The sequence below is a fragment of the Cupriavidus mimosae genome (assembly GCF_023952485.1).
GTDB classification, from domain to species: domain Bacteria; phylum Pseudomonadota; class Gammaproteobacteria; order Burkholderiales; family Burkholderiaceae; genus Cupriavidus; species Cupriavidus taiwanensis_C.
This window is the reverse complement of sequence record NZ_JALHRY010000001.1, coordinates 561,958-588,520: the sequence shown is the minus strand read 5'-3', so window position 1 is coordinate 588,520 and position 26,563 is coordinate 561,958. Positions and strand designations below refer to the sequence as shown.

Genomic DNA, 26,563 nt, shown 5'->3' with positions numbered 1-26,563 from the left:
TACCCACGTGGTCTCGTACCGCATCGCCCTAGGACGCACGGGTGAGCGGTGCGCCAGCGGCGCGGCCGCGCTCGGGTTTCGGCGCCAGCACCGCGCGGATCCGCCCCAGCATCGCAGCCTGCTCCGCCGTGGGGCTGGTGCCAAGCAGGCGCTCGTCGGTACGCAGTTTTTCTGCCAGCGCATGCAGCCGCTGGCGGTCAGCCTGGTGCCTGAGCAAGGCCGGCAGCGTCTCCAGCGCCTGCTCGGGCGCGTACCGGGTGATCAGCTCCTGCTGGCCCCGGGTCTTGCGCCAGGCGTCAGAGGGGAGTTCCGGCAGGAAGTCCGCGTAGTCCGTCACCAGCTCCTTGCGCAGTTCCAGCCGGGACAGCGGCAATGGCTCGCCCTTGCGATTGAGCAGGCAGGCCAGCCGGGCAATCGCCTCGGTGTATCCGCCCTCGCCGACCGAGGCCAGCGCGGCCCTGACTTCCGGCGATTCCTGCGGCGCCATGGCGGCCGGCGCGGAAGGCTTGTCCAGCGACAGGAACGAGAACAGGTTGGCGTACAGGTTGAAGAACGATGCCTCCGTCATCGCGTCGCGCACGGCGCGGTAAGCGTCGAGGCCGGCACTGAGCATTTCCGCCGCCGCCTGTTCTTGCTGCCTCAGCGGATGGTCATCCGCCATGACCTGGCGGTTCGCCCTGACCGCCTCGGCCGCGGGCTTCAGCCAGGCCATCCAGGGATTCATGTCCGAGAACGCCCAGTTCTGCACCCGCAGCGGATGGAACTCGCGCAGCATCCGTGCCGACGCCTCGTTCGACATTGCCTGGACGAACGGTTGCGCGAACAGTTCATAGGCGCGCTGGTTGAAGTCCGACAGCGCGGCAACGGCCTCGAACGGTTTCTCGTCGGCCCGCTCGAAGCGGTTGAGCCGGCCGGCGAGCTCCTCCAGCGAATGTTCCTCGAACTCGACCTCGTATTCGATGCCATCGCCGCGCTTGTGTTCGTGGATGACCATGCCGTAGAGGCCCGGGGGCAGCAGTTCGATGCTCTTGAGCACCGAAACGATCTGCGCATGCTCCTTCTGTGCGACCTTGCCGGAGACGAAGATGCCAAGATGGCCCACGCTCCGGTGCATCATCCCGACGATGACCTGGCCGCGCGCCTTGATTTCGTCGGTACTGCCATAGACGTCAACGACCCAGTTGAAGGCCTGCTGCGGCGGCGTGATGTTGTCGCCCATCGAGGCAAACAGAACGATCGGCGCCCGGATCTCGCGCAGGTCGAAGCCCTTGCCGCCTGCCGCCTTGACGTCGCCGCTCCACAGCTTGTTGCCGACGAACAGGTTGCGCGTGATCCATTCGATCTCCTCGCGGTTCATCAGGTAGTAGCCGCCCCACCAGCGCTCGAACTCGAGGAAGCGCGGCGGCTCGGTATCGGCCTTGCGGTACAGGTTGTAGTACTTGTCCCACAGGCTGTTGGCCGGGTTCAGGTTCTCGAAGTTCTGGACCAGCCAGGCGCCGTCGAACTTGCCGTTGCCGAGGTCCGCCGTAAGCGATGCCAGCCAGGTGCCGCCCAGCAGGCCACCGGAATAACGCATCGGATTGTCGCCCTCGCCCGCGCTCCAGGCACCGCTCCAGTACGACATCGGCGCACCGTTGATGACGATCGGGCCGGTGTCGTCCGGGTCCGATGCACCGAGCATCATCGCGGCCCAGCCACCCTGGCAATTGCCGATGATGGCCGGCTTGGCGCTGTCCGGATGCAGGGCCCGCACCTTGCGGATGAACTGTTGCTCCGCCTCGCATACGTCGAGCAGCGTCTGCCCCGGCTCCGGGTCACGGAAGAAGATAACAAAGTAGACCGGGTGGCCGGCACGCATTGCCACGCCCACCTGCGAATCGTCCTTGAACCCGCCGATACCCGGGCCGTGCCCGGCACGCGGATCGATGATGACATAAGGGCGGCGGCTGTCATCGATGGTCATGCCTTCGGGCGGCGTGATTTTCAGCAGCGCGTAGTTGACTGGGCGCGCGAACTGGCGGCCATCCATCACGGTTTCGTAGTCGAAGTGCAGGACCGGCTTGAGACCGTGCGTAGCGTTTTCCACAAAGTGGTTGCCCCGCTCCCTGAGCGTGTCCCAGAACAGGATGGCACGCTGCATGCTGTCGACGGCGTAGGCATAGCCGTTCATCGGATCGAGGCCGGCCGTCCACTGCGCCGGCGCGGGAGCCGCGTTGTCCTTGCCCATGGCCTCCTGCACACGATGTGTGTAGGCCTCCTGCGCGTTCCTCAGCCGCTTTTGCAGCACGACACCCGTCTTGACGCCCACCTCACGCGCGTGAGCCAGTTGCTTGCCTGCATCCATGCCGTCCTCCGCCAAGAATCCTGCTGCATCCAGTACTTATGGTGGATACACCCCTTCAGCCTGCCCGGGTTGTCCCTGCATACCCTGGACCGGCCCCGCTGGATGGTCCCGGGTGCGTCCATATTCCTGCTCTGACCAACTTTAATGGGAGCCGGTCCCGCGGCAGAGATGAAATTTTTCCAAGCGCGAGATAAGAAAAACCGCCCACCCGAAAGGGTGATGCCCGGCTCACGAACCGCAGCATGCGCCCCCATCCGGGTGGCGTGCCGCGTGCGCGTCAAGGCGTGCGCCGAAGCGGTTAACTATGCGCGCAGGAAGCGGCGGATGGTCCTGGCTGCGCTGTCGGCGCCCGTCACAAGAAACAGGTGCCCGTCGTCGACCAGCTGCAGCGCCGCGTGGGGAATGGCCGCGGCCAGGATTCTGGCATTGACCGGCGGCACGATCGGGTCGTCGGTCCCGTGCATCACCAGCGTGGGCTGCTTCAGCGCGCCCAGCCAGGGCAGGCTGCTCCAGCCCCAGGCCGCCAGCAGCTGGTAGAGGTAGCCTCGTCCGCGCGGCGGCTGCATGTGCCGGCCGTGCTGGTCGAGCCATGCGGGGTCATGGCGCAAGGCGCCGCCATACAGGTCGGCACCAACGCGGCGCAGGTACTGCGGATCGGTATAGCGGCGCAGGCCGATCATCTTGGTCAGCACTGACAGCCTGCCGGGCACCATGATGACGCCGGGCGAGGTGGCCGCCAGGACCAGGCGCCTGCAACGGCGGGCATGAAGCCGGGCAAACTCCTGCGCCAGCGCTCCGCCCCACGACACGCCCAGCGCATCCACCTGGCCATCGTAGCCAAGGCGCGACAGCAGCCGGTCGGCCAGCACGCAGAGACTGGAGAAGCGGTAAGGCATCAGCGGCGCGGGAGAGCCGCCCACGCCGGGAACGTCGAAGAGAATCACTTCGATGTCGGGCAGTGCGTCGACAAAGGGCCTGAGCAGTTCGAAGTTGGCGCCGATGCCGTTGAAGACCAGCAGCGGCGGGCCTGCGTCCCGGCCCGGCCGGATGCCGGTCCTGAGTATCTGGCCGTCCAGATCCACGGTCCGGACCTGGAGCTTGTGGCCGGCTGGCGTGCCGGCATCGATGGTTGTCATCAGTTCGTCCTGGAGACGTTTGGCGCGCGGGCATGGCCGGCGCGCCGGCCATGCCCGCCGGCGTTTATGCCTTGGGGCGCAGGATGCCCTTGACCTCCTCGACGTTCTCGGCGATGCGCCGGCCGACCGTGGCGATGCTGTCCGCCTGGGTCTTGTAGAGCGTATCGCTCAGGCCGCGCAGGCCGGCCACGGCCTTGTGCAGCGAGCGCGGCAGCGCTTGCGCCACCCTGGCGGAAGCCTTGCCCTCCGCGGGCTCGCCGCCGCGCGCCAGCGCCTGCAGGTCGGCGGCGGTGTCGCACAGGTACTCGGCCTGCAGGCGCACCACCGATTGCAGGCCGCTCAGCAGCGTGATGTTGATGCTGGCCAGCGCCTCGATGTCCTTGCGGCGCGACTCGAGGATCGCGGCCGGGTCCAGGCGATTGTGCCGGACGAAGTCGAGCAGCTTGCGGTGCGGGGCCTGGGACGCCTGCCGGGCGGCGGCGTCCGCGGTGTTGGTGGATTCCATCTGGGTATCTCCTCACGGTTGGGTTGCAAAAATCGAAACTGCGGTGGGCCGCCACGCCATGGGCCTGCGCCCATGGACCCGCGCATCACGCTTCGCTCACATAGCGTCCGGGCGCCTCGCCACAAGGTGCGAATCTCGCGCTGCCGGGAACCTCGGGCGCGCGGCGCTTTGGTCCTGAGCGCGCCTTCAGCCATTGGCTCCAGTGTTCCCACCACGAGCCCTGCACGGCAGTCGCGCCGTCAAGCCAGGCCTGCGGATCGGCGGCCGCCGCGCCGCCGCGGCAGAACTTCGCCTTCGGGTTGCCGGGGGGATTGACCAGGCTCTGCACGTGGCCGCTGGAACTCAGCACGAACTCGGTGCGCCCGCCAAAGGCGTGCATCGACCGGTAAACCGCCTTCCATGGCGTGATGTGGTCGGTCATGCCGGCCAGCACATACTTGTCGCAGGTAACGTCCGACAGCGTGATGGCGTGGCCCAGCACGTGCAGCGTGCGCGGCGTGGCGAGCTGGTTCAGCGTAAGCATGTCGAGGAACTGGCCGTGCAGGCCGGCGGGCAGCCGGGTGGTGTCGTTGTTCCAGTAGAGGACATCGAAGGCCGGCGGAGCATTGCCGAGCAGGTAGTTGTTGACCCAGTAATTCCACACCAGGTCGTTGGGCCGCAGCCAGGCAAAGATCCGTCCCAGCGCCGCGCCGTCGAGCACGCCGAGCGCCTGGCTGCCCTGCCGCGCTGCCGTGACGGCCTCGGGCGTGCTGAACAGCCCGAGCTGAGACTCCGCATCGAGTCCGAACACCGACACCATCAGCGTCGCGGCATGCACCAGCTTTTCGCCGCTGGCGGCGCAATAACCCATCAGCGCCGCCATGGTCATCGCGCCGGAGCAGGCGCCATGCAGGTTGACGTCGGCACTGCCGGTAATGTCGCGGATCGCCCCGATCGCCTCGATCAGCGCGCTGACATAGGTGTCCAGGTTCCAGTCGCGCTGCGCCGTGGTGGGATTGCGCCAGCTGACGATGAATACCTGCAGCTCCTGCGCCAGCAGGTACTCCACCATGCTCTTGCCGCTGGCCAGGTCGAACACATAGAACTTGTTGACCTGCGGCGGCACGATCAGCTGCGGCCGCGCATGCACGCGGGCCGTGGACGGCGCGTACTGGATCAGCTCCAGCACTTCGTTGCGGAACACCACCGCGCCCGGCGTCGTCGCCAGGTTCCGGCCGACGCTGAAGGCTTCCTTGTCTACCTGGGCTGGCATGCCGCCGTTGCCCAGGGTATCGGCGACCAGGTTGGCCAGCCCGCTGACCAGGTTCATCCCGCACGACTCCACCGTCCTTCTCAGCGCGGCGGGGTTGCCCAGCAGGGTATTGGTCGGGGCCAGCGCATCGATCACCAGCTCGGTGAAGTACTGCGCGCGGTGCTTGCTGCGCGCGTCCATCACCGAGCGCCGCACCAAGCCGCCAAGTGCGTCTCGCCAGGCCTGGTAGCCCTGCAGCGACATCCGGTACAACGGGTTGTCGCGCCAGGCGGCATCGCCAAAGCGCCGGTCCCGCGCCGACGGCAACGGCGCCGAGCCATCCAGGACGCTGACGAGATCGTGCGCCAGTTGCGCCTGCTGCTCGAGCACGAGCACCGGCTCCTGTACGCACTGCGCGCCGATCTGCTGCGCGGTGCTGACGAAGTCCTCCGGCCTCAGGCCGACGAATGGATTGGGACCGGCCAGCGCCGGGTTCGCGTCGATGGCTTCGATGGCTTCGATGGCTTCGATGGCTTCGATGGCCCCGGCCGCGGTGGCGGCCATCACCGTCGCGGCCTGCTTGTTCCTGCCGGCTTTGCTGGCCGGCCGGCGCGCCCTGGATGCGGTTGTCATGTTGCTGCTCCTGCCTCTGCCTTGTTCTCTGCCCTGTTCCCCGTGTCCCGCCTCATGCCATGACAAGCGCCAGGGCTTCCGCCACCATTGCCGGCCTGGCTTCGCCCTCGACTTCCATCGTGTTCTCCATGCGCAACAACACACGGCCGTCGCCCTTGTCATCGACGGCCAACAGCCTGACGCGGTTGCGCACGCGCCCGCCTGCCCTGACCGGCGCCAGGAAGCGGGTCTTCTCCAGGCCGTAGTTCACCGCGGCGCGGGCGTCGCCCGGCACCACGCCCATGCCGGTCAGCTTTCCCGCCAGCAGCGACAGCGTCAGGTAGCCATGGGCGATGGTGCCGCCGAACGGGCTTTCCTTGCGGGCGCGCTCGACGTCAACGTGGATCCACTGGCGGTCCTCCGTGCATTCCGCGAACGCGTTGATGCGCGCCTGGTCCACTTCCATCCACTCGGACACGCCGAGTTCCTTGCCGACGAACGCGCAGAGCGTTGCCATGCTGTAGCCTTCGATTGCCATATGTCCCCTCGCTTGATTCGGTGCCGCGCGTTGGCCCGCGCGGATCTGATGCCGGCATCGTAGTGGCGGCGCGCGCCAGGGCGGCTACCAAATCCGGCCCAATCGCTGACAAAACCTGCCGCTTTGCGCGCGTGTGCCGCGGCAGCCGCGCACTGCCCACGCGCAGCCGCCCGCGATGGCGTAAACGGTCAGTCGCCGGCCGGCATTGCCGGCACATTGCCTGGCTGAGATACGTGGCTGAGATGCGCGGCTGAGATACGCGGCTGAGATACGCGGCTGAGATGCGCGGCTGAGATACGCGGCTACGGCGCGCGGCGGTAGGCGTTCGGCGTGCTGCCGGTCCAGTGGCGAAAGGCACGATGGAACGCGGTGGGATTGTCGAAGCCCACGTCGAAGGCAATGGCCGCGATCGGATCCGCCGAACGCGTCAGGCGCTGGATGGCGATATCGCGGCGGACATGGTCCTTGATGGCCTGGAAGGTGGTGCCTTCCGCGGCAAGGCGGCGGCACAGCGTGCGCACCGAACAATGCAGCGCCAGCGCCGCGGCCTCTATCGTGGGTGGCTCAGGCAGGCGGTCGGCCACGTACTGCCGCACGCGATGACAGGTCATCTGCTCGTCGAACGAGACAAAGATCCAGTCCTCGGGCGCGCGCGCCAGGAATTTCTCCAGATCCGGCTTGCGTTGGCGCACCGGCATGTCGAGGTAAGCCGCGTCAAAGATCATGCGGGTCCGCTGGCAGCCGAAATGCACCGGACCGGGAAACAGGTAGAGATGGTCGCTGGCCAGCGGCGGCCGGCCGGATGGCAGTTCCACCGCCTGCAGCGCAATCTCCTTGCGAACCAGCCACGACGTGACGCCATGCACCAGCTTCAGCATCAGCTCGCGGCCCAGCATGCTCACGGCGGGCGACGCCGGATACTCCATCAGCTCCACATAGCCCGAAGCCCCATCGCGCCGCGACTCGACGCGGAAATCGTCGAGGATCAGGTGGAAGAACTGCCCGAACCGGTGCAGCGCCACTTCCAGCCTTGGCGCATCCAGCAAGCTCAGGCACAGGTACTTGAGCGTGCCATTGCGCAGCGGGCGGCTGAAGATGCCCGGCATTTCATCGTCGTGTTCGTGTGCGAGCAGCCGGTACAACGTGGCGAACTGCTCTTGTGTCACGCGCGCCGCCGGCTCCGCCAGCAATTCGGCCGCAATGCCGGAGCGCTCCGCCAGCCGCGCGATCGCCATGGGGTCGGCGCCGCAAAGAAAGCCGTTGACGACAGAGATGGGGACGGTAGGAGACAAAGCGTTCACGCCAGCGCGCCGGCAATGCATGCCGCGGGAAAGAGGTCGGCGCATTCTGCGGCTGCCGCCCGCGAACACGCAAGCTGCCGGGGGGCCGCCGGACATCGTGTTTTCCCTGCCTGTCACGAAATGTCAATTGATCGTCCCGTATCGTCAAAATTTCCTCGCACCATTGGACCAAACTCCGTGCTCACCGCAGACGGCAACAAGAGCCGTGGGACCGCGCCGCCGGCTACCCGGCAGGTGCCCGCACCGATGATGTGAGCAGGAGCCAACGCATGCAATGCCCCGACAATTCCCCACACCCCGACAACGGTTCCAGGCGCCAGTCGTTTGCCTCGGAGCAACCGGCGACGCTTTTGGTCGAGGCCTATTTCGACCTGATCTGCCCCTGGTGCCTGATCGGCAAGAAGCACCTGGAAACCGCCATCGATTGGCTTGGCCGCGAGCGCCCGGACGTCGCCGTGCAGGTGGCGTGGCGTTCTTATCCGCTGATCCCCACGACCCCGCCTGCCGGCCTTCCGTACCGCGAGTTCTACCTGGCGCGGCTGGGCAGCCCGGAGGCCGTGGCGATGCGCCAGGCGCAGGTGCGTGCCGCGGCAAAGGATGCCGGCCTCACGCTGGCGCTGGAGCGCATCGAAACCTTCCCGAACACGCTTCTGGCCCACCGGCTGGTGCGCCATGCGCGCCAGCAGGCGGGCGCTGGCGTGGCTGGCTTGCTGATCGAAGAACTGTTCCAGCGCTACTTCATTCGCGCCGAAAATATCGGCGACCCGCAGGTTCTGCGGCAGGCCGCGGCTTCGTGCGGCCTCGCCTTGCCAGGGCATGCCGACAGTACCGGCGGGCATGACCTGGACTGGCTGCCATCGGTGCACGGCCCGCTCGACCCGCCGGCGCGCCCCGGTCTCGGCGTTCCGTGTTTTATGTTCAACGGCACGCACAGCGTGTCGGGTGCGCGCCCGCCCGAGGTGCTGCTCCAAACCATGCACCAGGCGCTGGCACGTGCCAAACGGCGCGCCACCTTGGCGGCCGGCTAAGGACTTGAGCGCTGGCCGCAAGGCCAAAACCAGGCAAGCCCCTCCCACCACTAATACGCGAAGACACCCGGAAAAACGGCGCGCCTCGCTGCCGAACCGCCGCGGCTCACCCCGCGCCGGGCGCAGGCGCCCTGCCCTTGCCGACGTAGTCATCCACCGCGCCGCCGACGGTGGCGTGGAAGTTCTTCTCGCCGATCAGCTCCAGCAGCTCGAAGCGCTTCAGCTTGTCGCGCACCGGATCCTTCATCTCGGCCAGGTGCACCGCGATGCCACGCTCGTGCAGCGTCCGGATCAGTTCGCGCAGCATGTCGGCGGAGGTCACGTCCACGCTGGTGACAGGCTCGGCGGCCACCACCACGCGGCGCACCGGAGTGGGCGAGTCCTCCACCGCCTCCATGAGCCGCTCCTGGAACAGCTCGGCATTGGCAAAGAACAGCGGCGCATCCCAGCGGAACAGCAGCAGGCCGTCGATGCGTTTCGCATGCGGATAGCGTTGCACGTCATGGTAGCCACGCAGCCCTTCGACACGGCCGAGCACGGCAAAATGCGGGCGCCAGCCATCCCACAGGAACTCGATCACGGCAATCACCACGGCCAGGCAGATGCCCGGTATCGCGCCAAACACCGCCACCGCGGCAAAGCACACCATGGACAGCCAGAACTCCCATTGCTGGATGCGATAGATGCGCCTGAGATCTGCGAACTCGAACAGGCCGAGCGCGGCGGCAATCACCACTGCCGCCAGCGCGCTGCTGGGCAGGTACTGCAAGAGGTTGGGCGCAACCAGCAGCAGCACCGCCACGGCCAGCGCGCCGACCACGCCGGTCAGCTGCGTCTTCGCCCCGGCGGCCTCCGCCACCGGCGTGCGCGAGGCGCTGCTGCTGATCGGGAAGCCCTGGAAGAAGCCCGCGGCCAGATTGGCGGCGCCCAGGCCCACCATCTCCTGGTTCGGGTCGACCCGGCTCTGGTAGCGCGCCGCATAGGTGCGCGAAAGCACGCTGGTATCCGCGAATGCAATCAGCGCGACGGCGCAGCCGCCCAGCACGATCTTGACCAGGTCGGCGCCGCTGAGCCACGGCAGCGCCAGTTGCGGCAGGCCCTGCGGGATCGGGCCGAGCACCTTCACGCCGGCCCGGTCCAGGCCGAAGACGCTTACCGCGATGGTGGCCAGGACCACCGCGATCAGAATGCCGGGCAGCCGCTCAAAGCGCTTGAGGAGCAGGATCAGCACCAGGCTGCCAGCGCCGACTGCAAAGCTGTACCAGTTGGTCTGGCCGTCCAGAATGGCCCGGCCCAGCGCCAGGATCTCGCGCAGCGGCCCGCCCTCGTCGATCGAGATGGCGAACAGCTTGGGCAACTGGCTGACCAGCACCGTCAGCGCGATGCCATTCATGTAGCCGTAGCGGATCGGCTTGGACAGCAGCTCGGTGATAAATCCCAGCCGCAGCAGCCCCATCACGATGCAGACCACGCCCGAGACCACCGCCATCATGCTGGCCGCGGCGATCGCGCGCGCGGGATCGCCAGCGGAGACCTGGATCACCACGGCGAGGATCGGCGCCGCCAGCGCCGAATCCGGCCCCAGCACCAGGACGCGGCTGGGACCGAACACGGCATAGACCAGCAATGGCACGACCGTGGCGTACAGCCCGTACACGCCGGGCACGCCCGAGGCCTCGGCATAGGCAATGCCGACCGGCACGAGCATGGTGGTCAGCACCAGGCCGGCCGCCAGGTCGCGCGGCAACCAGGCGGCCTGGTAGGTCCTGAGCATGGTCAGGCCGGGCAGCCAGCGCCACCAGCCGGGCTCGCTCCGTGCGCTGCGCTCGCCATGCGGGGTAAGCGGTTCAGTCTGCATTGGGCCTGTCCTGGGTTAAGGCGCGCTACCGCCTGCGTGGACTACCGGCGCTGGGTGCGTGTCAGGGCTGTGCCGGACCAGGGGACGCTGCAGGTCGCGGCGCGTGCGCCGGCAACAAGGCACTGGCAATCCACGCCTTGGCACATATCATGGTTGTCGGGCCGGACGATCGGGCAATGGTGCTCGCGGCTCGCGGCACCGCCATGCGGCATTGCCGATCGCAACCGGGGTCTTTCATGCTGATCTCCAGACAATGCATGGCCGTGGCGCTGCTGGCACTGGGCTGCACCGCCGCAAGCGCACAGCATGCCTCGGCGCCGGATGCCGCCGGCGCCATCGCCGAGGCCGTGCAGGGCGGTGCCAGCCCCTACCGCCCACCGGCTGCCCCCAGCGAAGACCCGGACCAGGCCAGGCGGGCCAAATGCGAATCGCTGAAGGCGCAGTACAACGCCACCTCGAAACAGCGCTCCTACCAGTCTTCCGGCCCGGCCACGCAGACAGCCCAGGGACGCACGATCCCCAAGATCGAGCGCGACAAGTCCCGCAAGTCGCTGCAGGAAGCCTATCGGGCCAACTGCACGTAGCCGCGCCACGGGTTGCGCGCGCGCTGGCGTGGCAAGGGAGGCCGGCTCAGCGCCCCATGCGCGCGTCATAGCTGCGCGAGATGCGCTGCATCAGGCCCGGGTCATCGGGGTCGCCGCCGTCAAACTGCACCCGCACCGTGCCGTCGGCCTGGCGCCGCACGCTTGCCGACACCGGCCGGTTGTTGCGGCTGCCGGCGATGGTGCCGGCGGTCGCATCCTGCACCCGGATCGTTACGCCCTGGTCTTGCAGCGCGCCGGCGGCGGCGTCAAAGGCGCGATCGTAGCGCGTAGGCTGCGAGCCGGGGTAGGTGGTTGGCACCATCGCCACCGGCTCGACCGGGTAAGGGTATGCGCACGCCGACAGCCACAGCACCACGCCAGCCGCGGCCACGACACCCGGCGCAGCGCCCGCCCGCTTGATGGCGCGCTTCATGGCCCCACTTGTAGCGCATGTCATGGCGTCACCCGGCTCCAGCCGGGGCCGGGATCGAACGACCGGATCTTCGCGGCCTGGGCCGCACTGTCGGGCCCGAGGTCGCGCTCGAACAGCTGGCCGTCGTGGCTGACCATAAAGCTCTGCACGCCGGTATCGCCATACTTCACCGGCCAGGCCAGCACCGCAAACCCGCCGAAGAGCTTGCCGTTGACCACATAGTTGTACGCGCCGCCCGGCGCGTGCGGGCCTTGCGCGGTCAGCAGCTTGTAGTGGTAGCCATAGTAGCCCTGCCCGGCCTTGCCCTTGCCGGCGGTAAGGAAAGCTGCCCCCAGCGGGCTGGCTGGCTCGCCGTCGCGAGTCGGGTAGTACAGACCATCCCGCTTGCCGGCGGTGCTCGCCAACTGGCCCGCATAGACCAGCACGCCATCGCCGTCGTGGTCGGTCTGGGCATATTCGTTCTGGGCATCGTAGATCGCCAGCATCGTCTGCATCACCGCCAGCTCGTTGCGCCCGACACGGCGGATGCGCATCTCCTCGACCCCGGCGCGGGTATCGAACTGCCAGCCCCTGGTGCCTTTTACCAGCGGCACCGGCAGGGTCCAGCCGTCGTTGCCCACGGCGATGCGGGCGTGGCTGTCGTCGACCGGCTGGAGCGCGTGCGCGACCTGCCATTGCTCCAGGAAGCGTTGCCGGACTTCTGCGCCCACGGGCGGTATCAGCTGGCGGAAATCATTGCCCAGCAGCGCTTTCATGGCAGTGTCGTCCTGGCGGGCAACAGCGTCGCCGAAGGCGTTCATTGCCGCCTCGGCCGATTCGAAGGGCTTCTGCGCGCGCGCCGCCGGCCCGTACGCCATGGCGAGCACGAGCAAAAGGCTGGGCAGCCAGCCCAAATACCGGACCGGATGGCGCAAGGCAAGGGCGAGAGGTGAGGTCATGATCGAGGCTCCCTGCACTTAGCGCCTGCCGCCGCGGCCACCGCCACCGCCGCCAAAGCCGCCGCCGCGGCCGCCACCACCACCCCCAAAGCCGCCGCCGCCACGGTGCGCGCCGGCTGACTGCATGCTGGACCGGCCGCGGTCGAAGTCGCGCTGCGAAGCCGCGCCGCCGCCCACGCCCTGGAAGGCGTTGTCGCGCCCGCCTCCGCCCCCGCCGCCGCGCGAGCGGTCGTAAGCCCCGGCGCGATCGGAGACGCCGGCGCGATCGGAGACGCCGGCGCGATCGGAGACGCCGGCGCGGTCGGAGACGCCGGCGCGATCGGACGCGCCGCCCCGGTCGGCACCGCCGGGACGATCCGACAAGGCCGCGCGCTCGCCGCCGCCAGTACGTTCGAGCCCGCCCGTGCGATCGCGCTGACCACGATCGGCGACCTCGCCGCGGCCGCCGGCTCCGCCTTCGCGGCCCCGAAAATCATTGCGGCGGTCGGCGCCCGGCACATCGCGCGAGAATTTCTCGCGCGTGGCGTTGTCCCGGTAGGCCACGCCCTGGCGGTGGCTGGCGTCATGCTGCCAGCGTCCGCCGGCCTGCACCTTGGTGCGGTCGAAATTGCGGTCGATATTGGTGGCGCGGTTGACGTTGATATTCACGTCGCCCCCGCCCCAGTTGCAATTGCCGAAGATGGCGCCGGCCGCGGCCAGCCCGACGCCCCAGGCAAGGCCGGTGGCCAGCGCCGCGCCCGGATAGTAGGCGGGATACGGCGGCCAGTAATACGGCGGGTAGGCCGGATAGCTCCAGGCGCCGTAGACCACCGTGGGGTTGTAGGCCGGCACGTAGATCACCTGCGGGTCGGCCGGCTCGATGCGCACCACGCTCTGCGTGCCGGTGGCGCTGCTGGTGGCGGGCTCGACGATGACCGTCTGCTGCTCGGTGCTCTTGAGGTTGCCCGATTGCTGCGCCCGCGCGCGCAGGCGCTGCACCGCGGCAAGCACGTCCTTTTCCTGCGCCAGGAAGGCATCGCCGAGCTTCTGGGTCCAGTCGAGCTTGTCGTTCATGGGCTCGAGCGCCTGCGGGAATGCCACCAGTGACTTCACGCTGACATCCCATGGCTGGTCGGCCACCGCCTTGACCGCGGCATCGCCCTTGATGCCGGGATTGGCCTTGAGCCAGCGCGCAGCGTGAACGATCTCCAGCGGGTAGGTCGAGGCCATCAGCACCTGCGACAGCACCGAGTCGGGATACAGTGCGATCGGCGCCACCAGTGCCTCGATCTCCTCTGGCTTGAAGGCTGGGGTCTGTCCCTGCGCGCCCGCCGGCGCCCCCTGCGCGCCGGCGCCGGCTGCCACGGCCATCAGCGCCGCCAGCAGCCATGCCCGGCCGGATCCAAGCAGCCGTTTCACCAGAAAGGCCATATTCCCTCCTCGCGACCGGGTGCGGCGCTTGTGCGGCATGGGCGTGCGGCGCATGCCGTTTTCGAATGCGATGGGTGCGGGCTGCCGATGCGCGCCGCTTTGGCGCGCGCGTTCATGCTGAATACGCGATATGAAGGTAGTACGGCATTTATGGGATTTCAACCGATTTACGGCGGGCACCGCCATTACCGGAAATTTGTACATAAAATTGATTCGCGTCGATTCCGTTGCCGCCTGGCCTCCATTGCGAAAACCATCCGCCATTCCGCGCCGGATGACCACGTGCGCGGCGGCATGGCGGAAACAGAAAGTGGCATTGCAAGGCGGAGGGAAAAACCATGGCCAAAGGCAAAGGCAAGGGCAAGCACCACGACAAGCACGACATCGACGAGCCGTTGCGCGAGACCGATGGGGACAACGCCGCCACCGGCGCAAACGAGGCCACGGACGAGCCTGCCGAGCCGGGCAAGCAGACCGGGCGGCTGTCCGAGAAGCAATACCGCAAGCAGCTGTTTGCACTGCACGTCGAGCTGGTCAAGCTGCAACAGTGGGTGCAGGCGCGCGGCATCAAGGTGTGCATCGTGTTCGAAGGGCGCGATGGTGCCGGCAAGGGCGGCACCATCAAGGCAATCACGGAGCGAGTCAGCCCGCGCGTGTTCCGCGTGGTCGCCCTGCCCGCGCCTACCGAGCGCGAGAAGACCCAGATGTATGTACAACGCTATCTGCCCCACTTGCCCGCGGCCGGCGAGGTCGTGATCTTCGACCGCAGCTGGTACAACCGCGCCGGCGTCGAGCGGGTGATGGGTTTCTGCACCGAAACCCAGGCCGAGGAATTCCTGCGCGCCGTGCCACTGGTCGAGCGCGCCATCGTGAACTCCGGCATCATCCTGATCAAATACTGGCTCGAGGTCAGCCAGGAGGAGCAGACGCGCCGGCTACAAGCGCGCATCCACGACGGGCGCAAGCTGTGGAAGCTCACCGACATGGACCTGCGCTCGTACAGCCGCTGGTACGACTATTCGCGCGCGCGCGACGCCATGTTTGCCGCCACCGATACCGACTACGCCCCGTGGCACGTGGCCAATTCCAATGACAAGCGGCGTGCCCGGCTGAACCTCATCACCCACTTGCTGGCGCAGATCCCGTACGAGCAGATCCCTCGCAAGGCGGTCAAGCTGCCTGCCAGGCAGAAAGCCGGGGGCTACCGCGAGCCGAACTACCCATACCGCTACGTGGAGGAACGGTACTAGCCACGCGCGCCCCGGGGCTGACCCGGCCCGGCGCTAGTCCGGCAGCTTGCGCGACTTCCAGCCGCCCTGCTCCTTGCAATACCAACCGGTCCACGATTCCGACTGCCCGGCGCGGCGGAACTCGCTGCGCACCTGGCGACAAGCGTCGCCGCGATCCGTGCGCGTCTGCAACGGCGTGAACGATCCTTCCACCGCGCGGTGCCGCTGGTCCGCCGGCAAGCTGAACGCAACGCTTGCGCCGTCGGCGGCCTGGTCCATGGTCTTGCCAAAGACGCCCCACGCGGAATTCAATTGGGCCTGGCCCAGCGTGCCGACGATGGTGCCTGACAGGTAGTGGTCAAAGTAGCCCCAGGCCGGCCACGCCGACACGGCAGCGGCAAGCCCGGCGGCAGCGGCTACGCGCCGGCAGCGAATGGCCATGGCGCCTCCTTACTCGAAGCGCTCGGCCAGTACCATGGCGTCGACCTTGCGCTGCTTCCAGAAAATATGGTTGATACGCGGCACCAGTCCGCGCAGCGTGCCGGCATCGACTTCGTTGAAATGCAGCGTCACGGCCGGCCGCGAGCCATCGCCCTCCACGCGGGTGATGTCGTCGAATGCCGGCAGTCCGTAGCGCACCAGAAAGTCGCGGATTTCGTCATCGGTGGTCCCCGCGTCGATATTCACCAGCATCATTGAACTCATGGTCCTCTCCTTGGCGTTGCGCGACCCGCTACCGCGCCGGTCTGCCCGAAGGTATGCCAGGACGGATCGGCCGGTGCACTTTGAAGCGCGAAAAGCCAGAGCCGTGCGTACGCATCGTCATCAAAGTCCTGGCGCACTGCGTCAATGAATCATAGATTGAACAGGCAATCAAGGCACGGCATCGCCGCATAACCCCCTGCCAACGGAGGGATACCTGCGGCTGCCACGACGTGTTGGCCAACCGGACCGCCAGCACAGAACCGCGCGAGCGGCAGGGGCGGGACAATGCAGGAGCATGCTGATGGGCTTCCTGGGGTGGATGCGCCGGCGCAAAACGCAGGTCCCCGCACGCGAATCGCGGGAGCTTGCCGAACTGACGGAACGCGTGACCCGTCTCAGTCCGCGCCTGCGGCTGTTGCCGCACTACCAACAACGGGTCCGGCCCGCGCTGGAACAGGCACTGGACTATGTGCGGGGACTGGTCCAGGACCTTCCCGCGCCGCGCGACGCCAGCAAGGAAGCCTGGGCCAGCGACCCTTATATTCACGCCTTCTTCGGCACGCCCCGTGACGTGGAGCTGGGATTCAGCCGGTCTCCCGAATTGCGCGAGTTCTTTGCGCAGTCGCCCGATGCGGCGCAGGCCTATGCTGTGCTCGGCATGGCAATAGCCGAGCGGCGCACGCTCGGTGTGGCGCTGGAAGGCGATGTCATGCGCTCGGACGTGCCCCAGACCGTGATCAGCTTCAGCGATCACAAGGTCAGAATCATTGCCTGCACCGAAGCGGCCCTGCGCGAGGAAATCGTGCGGCGGCTGTTCGACCAGTTGACCCTGGAGAGCCTGGCCCGCGTCGCAGCCGGCAAGTCGCGCCGCAACGTGCTCGAGCGCGAGCAGGCGCTGCTCGTGGCGCGCCTGCGCCTGCTCGAGCGGCAAGGCACCGGCATGCGCTCGGTGCTCGGCGGCGATGGCGATGGCGACGGCGGACCCGGCGAGCAGGCCACGCTGCGCGAACAGGTTGCGCAGAACGACCGGGAACTGGCGCAGCTCGGCAAGGATGCCGGGGCGCTTGAACGCCAGCTGGAATGCCTGGCCGAGGTATTGACGAACGCGCGCGCCTTCCTGTCCATTGAGCCACGACACCTCCGGCTCAGCGCAATGAACGTGCTGCTGGCACCGGAAAGCACGGCGCCGGCGCACGAGATCGAGCTGCTTACCGCACGCATCCCGGGCGATCCGCCGCTGGTGCGATCCTTTACGCTGGTGCGCTTCGCCCGTGGCGACATGCTGTCATCCGGCGCCCTGCTCGATGAGGCGGCACGGCTGCTCTGAAGGCGGGGAAGCGCATCAGCCAGCATCGACGCGATGCGGGCCGGCACCGCAGGTGGATCAGATGGCCGCGTTCATGCCCGCGCCTCCAGGCAGTCCCGTACGGCGGAACCGGCCAGCGCCGCCAGCACACGCAACGCTGCCACCTCCGCCGGCGACCATGCGGAGCGATCCGCCAGATAGTTGAAGGTCCCGATCACGCGCGAATGGCAGCACAGCGGCACATTGACCACCGCCGTGCAGCCAAGCGCGCGGATAATCTGCACGTCATCGAACACCTCCGCCAGCGCGGCATCGCCCTCGCCGACAAAGACCTCGCCGCGCTCGAGCAACTGGCGCCGCCATGGGCCGTCGCCCTTCTGCTTGCGTCCGCCGACCGGATAAGCGGATGGGTGGGACGACCACAGCCGTTCGATCTGGGCCGGCCCGGCATGCCAGGCGTTGATGGTGAGCAGGCCGGGGCCCAGCGCCTGCAGGGTGGCGGCGCCGATCGCGTCGAACGCGGCGCGGGGATCGCCGGCCTGCTGCAGCTGGTCGCACAGCACATTGGCCGCGGCCACCAGCGAGGCGGTGCGCAGCAGGCTCATGTCATTCCCCCTTGATGCCGAGTTCGCGGATCAGCTTGCCATAGCGGTCGGCATCGCGCTGCAGGATGGCGCCGAACTGCTGCGGCGTGGAGGTCGCGGTCTCGACGCCGATGGCGTTCATCTTGGACTTGACCTCGGGCAGCGACATCACCGCGTTGATCTCGCGGTTCAGGCGCGCGGTCAGTTCGGCCGGCATGTCCTTTGGACCGAAGGCACCATACCAGACCGCGAGCTCATAGCCGGGAACGGTTTCGGCCACGGTGGGCACATTGGGCAGCAACGGCGAGCGCTTGCCCTCGGTGACGGCCAGCAGGCGCAGCTTGCCGCCCTTCACGTGCGGCAGCGTCTGGGTGCCGGCCGAGAACAGCAGCTGGGTCTGGCCCGCCACGGTGTCGACCACGGCGGGCGCGCCGCCCTTGTACGGCACGTGCAGCATCTGCACGCCGGCCATCTTCTCGAACAGCACCGCGCTCAGGTGGTTGGTCGAACCCGGTCCGGCGCTGGCGTAGGCCAGCTTGCCCGGATTGGCCTTGGCGTAGGCGATCAGCTCCCTGACGTTCTGCGCCGGCACCGACGGATGCACCACCAGCGTGTTGGTGACGTAGGCCAGCAGGCCCAGCGGCGTGAAATCCTCCACGCCGCGGAACGGCATGTTGGGCATCAGCGCGGGGTTCATCGCGTGCGTGCTCATCGAGCCGACCAGCAGCGTGTAGCCGTCGGGCCTGGCACGCGCCACCATGGCCGAGCCGATATTGCCGGAGGCCCCGGGCTTGTTGTCGACGATCACCGGCTGGCCCAGCGACCGCGTCAGGTGTTCGGACAGCACGCGCGCCAGGATATCGGTCGAGCCGCCGGCGGCCCACGGCACGATCAGCGTGATCGGCTTCTGCGGCCAGTTGTCGGCGGCGCGTGCGGCGCCGCCCAGGCACATCGCCAGCGCGGCCATGCCGCCCAGCAGGGTCTTGGTCATCCATCGCATGGTGTTACTCCTCCGTCTTCGTTGCGGTCTGTCGATTGGGTGGAACCGGTTGGATCGTCAGCGTCCGGCGGCATAGCCTTGCATGCCGCGCGGATTGGCGCCGGCGCGCAGCACCAGCCGGCCGCGGGCGTCGAACTGGCGCGAGCAGGCCGACATGCGGCCCTCGGACCAGGGCTCGCCCACGCGCACGTCGTGGCCGCGCTCGCGCAGTGCCGCCAGCGTGCTGTCCGGGAAGCGCGATTCGATGCTGATGCGGTTGAGCACGGTCTGGCGCGGCCAGAACGACGCCGGGAAGTGGTCGACATGCCAGGCCGGCGCGTCGATCGCCTCCTGCAGGTTCATGCCATGCACGGCATGGCGCAGGAAGAATGCCAGCGACCACTGGTCCTGCTGGTCGCCGCCGGGCGTGCCGAACACCATGTAGGGTTCGCCATCGCGCAGCGCCAGCGATGGCGACAGCGTGGTGCAGGGCCGCTTGCCGGGCTCCAGGGTATTGGGCAGGCCGGGTTCCAGCCATGTCATCTGCAGGCGGGTATTGAGCGCAAAGCCGAGCGCCGGAATGGTCGGGCTCGACGACAGCCAGCCGCCCGACGGCGTGGCCGCGACCATGTTGCCGTGGCGGTCGATCACGTCGATATGGCAGGTATCGCCGACAAAGATCTCCTGTTCGGCCCACTCGGCCACCGGCGGCAGTTCGGCGAAGGTGGGCTCGCCCACGCCGAAGCGCACGTCGGCGCGCTGCAGCGTGCGCGTGGCCGCGGCCAGGTCGGGCAGGCGCGGCGCAATGCCGTTGACCGTGCCGGCCTCGAGCGACAGCGCCGCCTGCGCGCCGATGCGCTGTGCGCGCGCGGCCAGGTAGCCATGGTCCAGCAAACCCGCCAGCGGGCTCGCGGCGAAATGCGGATCGCCGTACCACGCCAGCCGGTCGGCCATGGCGAGCTTGGCGGCTTCGGCAATGCGGTGCACGAACTCGGGTGAATCCGCCGCATGCTGCTCCAGGCCGGCATGGCGCAACATGCCCAGTTGCTGCAGGAAAACCGGACCCTGGCTCCAGATGCCGCACTTGGCCACGGTATAGCGGCCGAAATCCAGGGTCGCGGGGGCCTCGATCTCGGGCGTCCAGCTTGCCATGTCCTCGAGGCGCAGCAGGCCCGCGTGCTTGTCGCCGGTGGTGTCGCGCACCGGCGTACGGCGGCAGTACGCATCGATTTCCTGCGCCACGAAGCCGCGGTACCAGCAATCCAGCGCCGCATCGATCTGGCCGGTGCGGGTATCGCTGCGGCGCTGCGCCTCTTCGACGATGCGGGTATAGGTGGCAGCCAGCACCGGCAGCGTGTGCAGGCTGCCGGGGCGCGGCACCTTGCCGTCGGGCAGCCAGGTCTGGGCCGAGCTGTGCCATTCGTCGCGGAACAGCGCCTGCACCGCCAGGATCGCGCGCGTGATGCGCGGCACCAGCGGAAAGCCGTCGCGCGCATAGCCGATGGCGGGCGCCAGCACCTCGGCGAGGGTCCAGCTGCCATGCTCGCGCAGCATCGTCAGCCAGGCGCCGAAGGCACCGGGGACGGCGGCTGGTATCAGGCCGATGCCGGGCACCAGGTCCAGGCCCATGGCGCGCAGCGCGGCGGGATCGGCCAGCGCCGGCGCCGGGCCCTGCCCGCACACCGAGCGCATGGCGCGCTCGCGCTCGCTCCAGTACAGGATCGGCACTTCACCGCCGGGGCCGTTCAGGTGCGGCTCGACCACCTGCAGCACAAAGCCCGCGGCGACCGCGGCATCGAAGGCGTTGCCGCCGCGCTCCAGCACGCCCATGGCGGTCTGCGTGGCCAGCCAGTGCGTCGACGCCGCAACGCCAAAGGTGCCAACAATCTCGGGACGAGTGGTGAACATGGGGAATGCTCCTGTGATGCCGGCCAGTATAGGTTTGCGGAATAACCAGCTGTGCCTGTTTGGTTATTGTGGTATTACCATCTGGCAATACCATCATCGCGCCCGCCCCCGGCGCAGCAAGCCCCCGTGTCCATCGCCCCCGACAAGCTGGTCCACAACCTGGTATCGCGGCTGCGCCTGCGCCACCTGCCGCTGCTGCTCGCGCTGGCACGGCAGCGCTCGGTGTCGCGCGTGGCGGCCGAGCTCAATCTGTCGCAGCCCGCCGTCACCAAGGCCCTGCGTGAGATCGAAGACATCTTCATGGTGCCGCTGTTCACCCGCACCCGGCGCGGACTCGAGCCCACGCCCACCGGCCTGGCGGTGCTGGCGCACGCCCGGCTGACACTGGCCGATGCCGACGCGCTGGGGCGAGAACTGGCGGCGATCGAAGCGGGCCTGTCGGGCCGTCTGCGCCTCGGCGTGATTCCCTACATCAGCCGCGGCGTGCTCGATACGGCCTGCACCTTCGGCCTGGCGCAGACCCCGCGGGTGTCGGTGCTGGTGCGCGAAGGCACCACCGACGAGCTGGTCAGCGCACTGCGCGAACATGAACTTGACTGCGTCATCGCGCGCACCTTCTTTGCGGCGGGCGCGGACATCGTGCAGCAGCCGCTGTATCGCGAAGAGCCGGCGCTGGTCGTGCCCACCGCGGCCGCGACGCGGCTGGCGCGCGGCGCGCTCGACTGGCACCGGCTGGCCGAACGCGACTGGATCCTGCCGCCGCCCAACACGCCGATCCGGCGCACCATCAACACCATCTTCGCGGTGGCGGGGGTGGCGCAGCCGACGCCGATGGTCGAGACGTATTCGATCAAGACCATGGCCACGCTGATGCGCAGGCATCCGGCGGCGACGACCATCGTGCCCAGGGCCGTTGCCAGCGAACTGGCCGAGGCCAAGGGCGCGGCGGTGCTGCCGCATGCGCTGAGCTGGGACCTGCCGCCGGTGGGCGTGATGTGGCGGCGCCAGCCGGTGGAGGACGATGTGGTCGCGGCGCTGGTGGCGTGCCTGCGCGCGCTGCCGGCAGAGCTCGCGTAGCGCGCGGCGCGCGCCCCGGCAAGGCCCGCACCCGCTCACCGCCAGAGCCTAATTCCGCGTCAACACCCGCACCGGCCCGCGCCGCTCCAGCACGTCTACCACCACGCGCTCGCCGGAACGTCGCACCGCGACGTCGGCGCTGCCGCCGCCGACGCCCAGGTTGCGGAACACCACCTCGTCCAGGAATGGCGGCAGCGACGGGTTTTCGAACGTAATCGCCGGCTCCTGCGTGTCGAAGTCCAGCCCCAGGCAGGCCTGCAGCATCAGCAGCGGCGCGGCCGCGGCCCAGGCCTGCGGCGCGCACGCCACCGGATAGAAGGTCGGCCCCTGGCTGCGCTGGCGCGCGAAGCCGCAGAACAGCTCGGGCAAGCGGCGCAGCTCGATATAGCTCGATGCCGCGAACAGGCCCTCGAAGATGCGGCTGGCTTCGGGGTGGTAGCCGTAGCGCGCCATGCCCGCCGCGATCAGGGCGTTGTCGTGCGGCCAGACCGAGCCGTTGTGGTAGCTCATCGGGTTGAAGCGCGCCGCGTCCGCGGCGACGGTGCGGATGCCCCAGCCACAGAACGACGTGCTCTGCATCAGCGTGCCCACGACCGAGGGCACGCGCTCCGGCAGCGCGATGCCGGTAAACAGCGTATGCCCCGCGTTGGAGGCGCGGATGCGGCACGGCTGCTTGCGGCCATCCAGCGCCAGCACATAAGTGCCGAGCGCGGGGTCATAGAAGTGCTTGTCGAAGGCGTCGCGCAGCACTTCCGCCCTGGCGGCATAGCGGGCCGCGCCCTCGCTGTCGTCCAGCGCCGCGCGGATCTGCGCCGCGGCCTGCCAGGCGCCGTAGGTGTAGGCCTGCACCTCGGCCAGCGCGATCGGGCCGGCGGCAAGCCGCCCGTCCTCGTGGAACACCGAATCGCGGCTGTCTTTCCAGCCCTGGTTGATCAGGCCCTCGGGCGACTGCCGGCCATATTCGACAAACAGGTCGCCGTCGCGGTCGCCGTATTCGCCGATCCACTCCAGCGCGGCCTGCAGCCTGGGCCACAGCGCGCGCACGGTGTCGACATCGCCGGTGCGCCGCAGGTAGGCGCCGGCCAGCAGCACGAACAGCGGCGTGGCATCGACGCTGCCGTAATAGAGCGCGAACGGCACCTCGCCCAGGCGCGCCATTTCGCCATGGCGCATCTCGTGCAGGATCTTGCCGGGCTCGGCATCGGCGCCGGGGTCGACGGTCTCGGCCTGCATCGCGGCAAGGTACTGCAGCACGCCGCGCGCGATCTCGGGATCGAGCCATAGCGTCTGCAATGCCGTGATCAGCGCATCCCGGCCAAACACCGTGCTGAACCACGGGATGCCGGCATACGGGTAAGGTCCGTGCACAGTGTTGGTCAGCAGCATGTACAGGTCGGAGATGCTGCGCCGCGCGACTTCGTTGAACAGCTCGTTCGAGGTGGTGATCGACGCCGCGCGCCCGGAGGAGCGCCGCAGCTCGCGCCGGGACTGCAGCAGCGCGCCGAGAAACGACTGCGCCTCGCGCTCCTCATGATCCACCGACTTGCAGCGGATCTCCATGCGCAGCAACTGCATGCACGACGGCTTGAGCAGCAGCGTGAAGCTGGCGCGGCTGCCGCTCAGCGCCTGCGGCTGCGGATCGAACGAGAGCCGGGTCTCGCGCCGCGCCTGGTCCAGGCCGGTATAGCTCAGCGTGACCGCGGCGCCGTCGACTTGCGGCGGGTGCGTGGTGCCGCGCCGCAGCCGCTGCGTGCCGCGTACTTCGAACAGGTCGGCAAAGTCCGCATCGAAGGCGATGTCGATGCACACGCGCCGCGGCCGGTCGTCGAAGTTGCGCACGCTCAGGCGTTCATAGCAGGCACCGTTCCACAGAAAGCGCGACCGGCGCAAGTGGATCAGGTCGTGCTCGAGCCACAGCGCGCCCTCCTGGTCGAACAGGTCCGGATTGGTCAGGTCGCAGGTCAGTGCGGCATTGTCGTCGCGCAGCGTCGACGACAGCAGCATCGGGCGCTGCCCTTCCACCGTCAGCCGCAGGAAGGACAAGTGGCGCGTGTCGAAATGGAACAGCCCCTCGGGGCTGCCCGGCGCACCGATCGCATCGCCGTTATGGTCGAACAGCGCGAAGGTGTCGCCATGCTTGAGCGTGCGCGGGCGCCGCTCCTGCAGCGACGCGGCCGCGGGGATATAGAACTGCGCGACGTCGCCGGCGCCGGCGACCGCCACCGAGCGGTTGGGATGTTCCGTGGATTCTGCAGGCATGAGGGGGGCTCTCCAGCAGTGGTCGTGTGCGGTTATGCGAGCGCCAGTCCGTCGGCCTCGCCATGTGCCTGGCCCGCGTCGCCGGGGTGCGGCAAGCCCTGGTAGATGCGCACGTAGTCGCGCGCCATCCGCTCCGCGGTAAAGCGCGCTTCGAACGCGGCACGCACGCCGGCGCGCGGCAGCGTGGCCACGCTGGTGACGGCAGCCACCGCTTCGTCGACGCTGTGCACGATATAGCCGCTGATGCCCGGCTCGATCACCTCCGGCACCGAACCGCAGTCGAACGCAATCACCGGCGTGCCGCACGCCATGGCCTCGATCATCACCAGGCCGAACGGCTCGGGCCAGGCGATCGGGAACAGCAGCGCGCGCGCATTGCCGAGGAACGACGACTTCGCCGACTCGTCGATTTCACCGATGTATTCGACTTCGGCATGCGCTGCCACCAGCGGGCGGATCACTTCCTGCCAGTAGGTGCGGTCGACCCGGTCGACCTTGGCCGCCATCTTCAGCGGCAATCCCGCGCGCGCGGCCACCTCGATGGCATGGTCGGGCCGCTTTTCCGGCGAGATGCGGCCAAGGAACGCCAGGTAGTCGCCCGCCGGATGGGCGCAGTAGTCCAGCAGCGTCGCCGGGATGCCGTGGTGGACCGTGCCCACCCAGTTCACCGGCGGCAGCGGCGCGCGCTGCGCGTCGGAGACCGACACCAGCGGGAATTGCGGGAAATGCGCGTAGAAGGGCTGCAGCTCCGGCAGGTCCAGCCGCCCGTGCAAGGTGGTCAGCGCGCGCACCGGCAAGCGCCGCAGCAGCGGGCATTGCAGCATGTCGATGTGGAAATGCAGGACATCGAAGCGCGTGGCGGCAGCCATTACGCGGTCGAGCATCATCACGTAGTAAGGCAGATGGTCGCCGACGTTCGCATCGAGGCGCAGTGCCATGTCGCAGCACGGCACCAGTTCGGCGCCGGTGACCGAGTCGCCGCTGGCGAACAGCGTGACCTGGTGGCCCTGGCGCACCAGTTCTTCCGTCAGGTACGAAACGATGCGCTCGGTGCCGCCATACAGGCTCGGCGGGCAGCGTTCGGCGAGTGGTGCAATCTGCGCAATCTTCATCGGCTCTCCCCCTGGTCATCAGCAAACTGCAGGGTGGATTGCCGCGACAGTGCCTGAGGCTGATGAAGGCACCATAGAAAGCGGCGGGGGCTTTTTCAAGCTGGTCCGGACCATGCAGGCGCGGCATGGAAACCATGTAGCGCAGCGATGATGGCGGCGCTGCCCGTCAGGGCTTACCCGAAGGCGTGGCGCCCACTATTTCGCGGTGCGGAATAGCGGGCCGCTTTCCTTGACGGTGCCCGCGCGCCTATGCAAAAGTCGGCGAAAACGAACGATCGTGCGGGAACGCTTTCCCGACACGGCGTCACCGGACGGCAACGCCGTCCGGCTTGCCGGGCGGCCATCGCGCCGCATCGCACAGGAGACACCGCCATGCAGCATCCGCAGCACCGCATTGCGCACCACCATTGCTTCGTCCCGCACGCGGACGTGGCGCCTCCGCGCAACCACGCACGCACCGTCGCGCTCACTCCGGCACGACAACCCGCGCTGCCGTCGGCCTGACCCACTGCGCCCGAGCTTCACCTGCGCGGCCGCACCTGGCGTCGCCGCGACGGAACACGCACGGCCATTGCCGGCGCGTGCCTGCTTTCCCGAACCGTAAGAGGTACCCCCGTGGCATTGTTCCTTCAACAGTTCCTGAACGGCCTGACGCTGGGCGGCGTGTACAGCCTGGTGGCGCTTGGCCTGACGCTGGTCTACGGCATCCTGCACGTGCCCAATTTCGCCCACGGCGCCTTCTACATGGCCGGCGCCTACGTGTCGTACTACCTGATGACGGCGCTGGGCGTGAACTACTGGCTGGCGATGCTGGGCGCGGCGCTGGTGGTGGCGGTGCTGTCGATGCTGGCCGACCGGCTGGTGTTCCATCCGCTGCGCAACTCGCCCGAGCTGCACGACATGATCGCCGCCATCGGCATCCTGCTGTTCCTGGAGGCCGGCGCGCAGGCGCTGTGGGGCGCGGACTTCCACCGCATGCCCACGCCCTATGGCCAGATCGTCGACGTGTTCGGCCTGACCGCGCCGCTGCAGCGCCTGCTGATCATCGGCGCCGCGTTTGCGCTGATGGTGCTGCTGCACCTGTTCCTGACCCGCACCATGACCGGCGCCACCATCATGGCGATGGCGCAGAACCGCGAAGGCGCGGCGCTGGTCGGCATCGACGCCACGCGCGTAACGCTGCTGGTGTTTGCCATCTCCGGGGCGCTGGCCGCGATCGCCGCCACGCTGTACGCGCCGATCAACCTGGTCTACCCCAGCATGGGCAACCTGGTGATCACCAAGGCCTTCGTCATCATCATCCTCGGCGGCATGGGCAGCATCCCCGGCGCCATCGTCGGCGGGCTGATCATCGGCATGGCCGAGAGCTTCGGCGGCTTCTATGTTTCCACCGACTACAAGGACATCATCGCCTTCGTGCTGCTGGTGGTGATCCTGTCGATCCGGCCGCAGGGCCTGTTTGCCGGCAAGGCAGCCTGAGGAGCAA

The 26,563-nt window shown here is 68.3% G+C and carries 24 protein-coding genes; 6 read left to right on the top strand and 18 right to left on the bottom strand.

What is annotated here, in order from left to right; all coding sequences use genetic code 11:
* Positions 1–28 precede the first annotated feature (28 nt).
* The 6 genes from MKD50_RS02575 to MKD50_RS02550 form a co-directional block, all read right to left on the bottom strand.
* A complete protein-coding gene (locus tag MKD50_RS02575; protein ID WP_252666280.1) occupies positions 29–2,344 on the bottom strand; it encodes a DUF3141 domain-containing protein in 2,316 nt (771 codons plus the stop codon).
* A 302-nt stretch (positions 2,345–2,646) separates the two neighbouring features.
* Positions 2,647–3,480 (bottom strand): poly(3-hydroxyalkanoate) depolymerase, encoded by an 834-nt coding sequence (gene phaZ, locus MKD50_RS02570; protein WP_115702590.1) that lies wholly within the window; start codon positions 3,478–3,480, stop codon positions 2,647–2,649.
* A gap of 64 nt (positions 3,481–3,544) precedes the next feature.
* Positions 3,545–3,985 carry a phasin family protein gene (locus MKD50_RS02565; protein WP_240070998.1) on the bottom strand — a complete coding sequence of 147 codons (441 nt, stop codon included), beginning with the start codon at positions 3,983–3,985 and terminating at the stop codon, positions 3,545–3,547.
* Between the two features lie 85 nt (positions 3,986–4,070).
* Positions 4,071–5,780, bottom strand: a complete 1,710-nt coding sequence (locus MKD50_RS02560; RefSeq protein ID WP_252666481.1) for an alpha/beta fold hydrolase — start codon at positions 5,778–5,780, stop codon at positions 4,071–4,073.
* Between the two features lie 121 nt (positions 5,781–5,901).
* Positions 5,902–6,366 carry a MaoC family dehydratase gene (locus MKD50_RS02555; RefSeq protein ID WP_115701686.1) on the bottom strand — a complete coding sequence of 155 codons (465 nt, stop codon included), beginning with the start codon at positions 6,364–6,366 and terminating at the stop codon, positions 5,902–5,904.
* 302 nt (positions 6,367–6,668) lie between these two features.
* Positions 6,669–7,688 carry an AraC family transcriptional regulator gene (locus tag MKD50_RS02550; protein WP_115701688.1) on the bottom strand — a complete coding sequence of 340 codons (1,020 nt, stop codon included), beginning with the start codon at positions 7,686–7,688 and terminating at the stop codon, positions 6,669–6,671.
* 248 nt (positions 7,689–7,936) lie between these two features.
* Between MKD50_RS02550 and MKD50_RS02545 the strand changes: the two genes are divergently transcribed.
* Complete coding sequence (locus MKD50_RS02545) at positions 7,937–8,695, top strand: DsbA family oxidoreductase (RefSeq protein ID WP_252666279.1); 759 nt, start codon at positions 7,937–7,939, stop codon at positions 8,693–8,695.
* 106 nt (positions 8,696–8,801) lie between these two features.
* Here the strand turns inward: MKD50_RS02545 and MKD50_RS02540 are convergent, their stop codons facing one another.
* Positions 8,802–10,553 carry a SulP family inorganic anion transporter gene (locus MKD50_RS02540; RefSeq protein WP_115701692.1) on the bottom strand — a complete coding sequence of 584 codons (1,752 nt, stop codon included), beginning with the start codon at positions 10,551–10,553 and terminating at the stop codon, positions 8,802–8,804.
* 236 nt (positions 10,554–10,789) lie between these two features.
* Between MKD50_RS02540 and MKD50_RS02535 the strand changes: the two genes are divergently transcribed.
* Positions 10,790–11,137, top strand: a complete 348-nt coding sequence (locus MKD50_RS02535; RefSeq protein WP_252666278.1) for a hypothetical protein — start codon at positions 10,790–10,792, stop codon at positions 11,135–11,137.
* A gap of 46 nt (positions 11,138–11,183) precedes the next feature.
* On the opposite strand, the gene MKD50_RS02530 is transcribed toward MKD50_RS02535, so the two are convergent.
* Genes MKD50_RS02530 through MKD50_RS02520 form a run of 3 tightly spaced genes read right to left on the bottom strand, consistent with a single transcriptional unit; the run spans position 11,184 to position 13,918 of the window.
* On the bottom strand, positions 11,184–11,570 hold the full coding sequence (locus MKD50_RS02530; protein ID WP_115701696.1) for a hypothetical protein: 387 nt from the start codon (positions 11,568–11,570) through the stop codon (positions 11,184–11,186).
* Positions 11,571–11,590: 20 nt separating this feature from the next.
* Entirely contained in the window at positions 11,591–12,508 is a 918-nt protein-coding gene (locus MKD50_RS02525; protein ID WP_115701698.1) for a DUF2950 domain-containing protein, read from the bottom strand.
* An 18-nt stretch (positions 12,509–12,526) separates the two neighbouring features.
* Positions 12,527–13,918 carry a DUF3300 domain-containing protein gene (locus MKD50_RS02520; RefSeq protein ID WP_252666277.1) on the bottom strand — a complete coding sequence of 464 codons (1,392 nt, stop codon included), beginning with the start codon at positions 13,916–13,918 and terminating at the stop codon, positions 12,527–12,529.
* Between the two features lie 338 nt (positions 13,919–14,256).
* On the opposite strand from MKD50_RS02520, the gene ppk2 reads away from it, so the two are divergent.
* Complete coding sequence (ppk2, locus tag MKD50_RS02515) at positions 14,257–15,168, top strand: polyphosphate kinase 2 (protein ID WP_115701702.1); 912 nt, start codon at positions 14,257–14,259, stop codon at positions 15,166–15,168.
* A gap of 33 nt (positions 15,169–15,201) precedes the next feature.
* Here the strand turns inward: ppk2 and MKD50_RS02510 are convergent, their stop codons facing one another.
* Together MKD50_RS02510 and MKD50_RS02505 are read right to left on the bottom strand one after the other, a co-directional pair.
* Positions 15,202–15,588, bottom strand: a complete 387-nt coding sequence (locus MKD50_RS02510) for a hypothetical protein (RefSeq protein ID WP_252666276.1) — start codon at positions 15,586–15,588, stop codon at positions 15,202–15,204.
* A 9-nt stretch (positions 15,589–15,597) separates the two neighbouring features.
* A complete protein-coding gene (locus tag MKD50_RS02505) occupies positions 15,598–15,852 on the bottom strand; it encodes a cytochrome c-type biogenesis protein (protein ID WP_111516891.1) in 255 nt (84 codons plus the stop codon).
* A 295-nt stretch (positions 15,853–16,147) separates the two neighbouring features.
* Between MKD50_RS02505 and MKD50_RS02500 the strand changes: the two genes are divergently transcribed.
* The gene (locus MKD50_RS02500) at positions 16,148–17,179 is read left to right on the top strand and encodes a hypothetical protein (RefSeq protein ID WP_252666275.1); all 1,032 of its coding nucleotides are present in this window, start codon (positions 16,148–16,150) and stop codon (positions 17,177–17,179) included.
* Positions 17,180–17,250: 71 nt separating this feature from the next.
* Here the strand turns inward: MKD50_RS02500 and MKD50_RS02495 are convergent, their stop codons facing one another.
* The 3 genes from MKD50_RS02495 to MKD50_RS02485 all read right to left on the bottom strand — a co-directional run bounded on the left by MKD50_RS02495 (position 17,251) and on the right by MKD50_RS02485 (position 20,629).
* The gene (locus MKD50_RS02495; protein ID WP_252666274.1) at positions 17,251–17,763 is read right to left on the bottom strand and encodes a GAF domain-containing protein; all 513 of its coding nucleotides are present in this window, start codon (positions 17,761–17,763) and stop codon (positions 17,251–17,253) included.
* Position 17,764: 1 nt separating this feature from the next.
* Positions 17,765–18,733 carry a Bug family tripartite tricarboxylate transporter substrate binding protein gene (locus MKD50_RS02490; RefSeq protein WP_371925276.1) on the bottom strand — a complete coding sequence of 323 codons (969 nt, stop codon included), beginning with the start codon at positions 18,731–18,733 and terminating at the stop codon, positions 17,765–17,767.
* 66 nt (positions 18,734–18,799) lie between these two features.
* The gene (locus MKD50_RS02485; RefSeq protein ID WP_115701712.1) at positions 18,800–20,629 is read right to left on the bottom strand and encodes a gamma-glutamyltransferase family protein; all 1,830 of its coding nucleotides are present in this window, start codon (positions 20,627–20,629) and stop codon (positions 18,800–18,802) included.
* Positions 20,630–20,755: 126 nt separating this feature from the next.
* On the opposite strand from MKD50_RS02485, the gene MKD50_RS02480 reads away from it, so the two are divergent.
* A complete protein-coding gene (locus tag MKD50_RS02480; RefSeq protein ID WP_240071006.1) occupies positions 20,756–21,706 on the top strand; it encodes a LysR family transcriptional regulator in 951 nt (316 codons plus the stop codon).
* A gap of 48 nt (positions 21,707–21,754) precedes the next feature.
* Here the strand turns inward: MKD50_RS02480 and MKD50_RS02475 are convergent, their stop codons facing one another.
* The 3 genes from MKD50_RS02475 to MKD50_RS02465 form a co-directional block, all read right to left on the bottom strand.
* Positions 21,755–23,965, bottom strand: coding sequence for an amylo-alpha-1,6-glucosidase (locus MKD50_RS02475; protein WP_240071007.1), 2,211 nt, complete (start codon positions 23,963–23,965; stop codon positions 21,755–21,757).
* 32 nt (positions 23,966–23,997) lie between these two features.
* The gene (locus MKD50_RS02470) at positions 23,998–25,077 is read right to left on the bottom strand and encodes a glycosyltransferase family 4 protein (RefSeq protein ID WP_115701718.1); all 1,080 of its coding nucleotides are present in this window, start codon (positions 25,075–25,077) and stop codon (positions 23,998–24,000) included.
* A gap of 195 nt (positions 25,078–25,272) precedes the next feature.
* A complete protein-coding gene (locus MKD50_RS02465) occupies positions 25,273–25,485 on the bottom strand; it encodes a hypothetical protein (RefSeq protein WP_147299787.1) in 213 nt (70 codons plus the stop codon).
* A 207-nt stretch (positions 25,486–25,692) separates the two neighbouring features.
* Here MKD50_RS02465 and MKD50_RS02460 point away from each other — a divergent pair, with 207 nt between their 5' ends.
* Positions 25,693–26,556 (top strand): branched-chain amino acid ABC transporter permease, encoded by an 864-nt coding sequence (locus MKD50_RS02460; RefSeq protein ID WP_111516884.1) that lies wholly within the window; start codon positions 25,693–25,695, stop codon positions 26,554–26,556.
* Positions 26,557–26,563: the final 7 nt, after the last annotated feature.